The organism is Marinagarivorans algicola, assembly GCF_001292705.1.
Taxonomy (GTDB): domain Bacteria; phylum Pseudomonadota; class Gammaproteobacteria; order Pseudomonadales; family Cellvibrionaceae; genus Marinagarivorans; species Marinagarivorans algicola.
Map to the genome: position 1 here is coordinate 1 of NZ_LGAK01000028.1, position 728 is coordinate 728.

At 48.6% G+C, this 728-nt stretch carries 1 protein-coding gene; it reads right to left on the bottom strand.

Annotated features, from left to right (window positions below; all coding sequences use genetic code 11):
- Nucleotides 1–728, bottom strand: a 728-nt coding sequence (locus AC438_RS10505; protein ID WP_156317063.1) for an AAA family ATPase, incomplete at both ends; no start/stop codon positions are given.

The following is a 728-nucleotide window of genomic DNA, read 5'->3' on the forward strand; positions in this document are numbered from 1 at the left end:
GTCAGTTAAACGGCCATCATCTAATACCTGCAATAAAATATTAAAAACATCTGAATGCGCTTTTTCGATTTCATCGAGCAATACCACCGAGTAAGGCCTGCGACGCACCGCTTCGGTTAAATACCCGCCTTCTTCATAGCCCACATAGCCAGGAGGTGCGCCCACCAAACGTGCGACCGAATGTTTTTCCATAAATTCAGACATGTCAATGCGAATAATAGAGTCTTGTGTGTCGAATAAAAACTCAGCCAATGCTTTACACAATTCGGTTTTACCGACACCGGTTGGGCCTAAAAACAAAAACGAACCATTCGGGCGATTAGGATCAGCAAGCCCCGCGCGGCTGCGACGCACCGCATCGCTGACCGCTTTAATCGCCTCGTTTTGCCCTACAACACGTTTGTGCAATAAGCTTTCCATGGTGAGCAACTTATCGCGCTCGCCTTCTAGCATTTTAGATACAGGGATACCTGTCCACTTTGACACAACCTCGGCAATTTCTTCATCGGTTACACGATTGCGTAAAAGCTTCATGTCGAGCATTTCGGCTTGACTGGCCATATCGAGCTGTTTTTCTAGCTCGGGGATTACCCCGTATTGCAACTCAGACATACGGCCTAAGTCGCCGGCTCGCCTTGCCGATTCAAGGTCAAAGCGCGCTTGCTCTAGCTGAGTTTTTACGCCTTGCGAGCCTTGTAAGGCCGCTTTTTCGGCGCGCCAAATTTCAT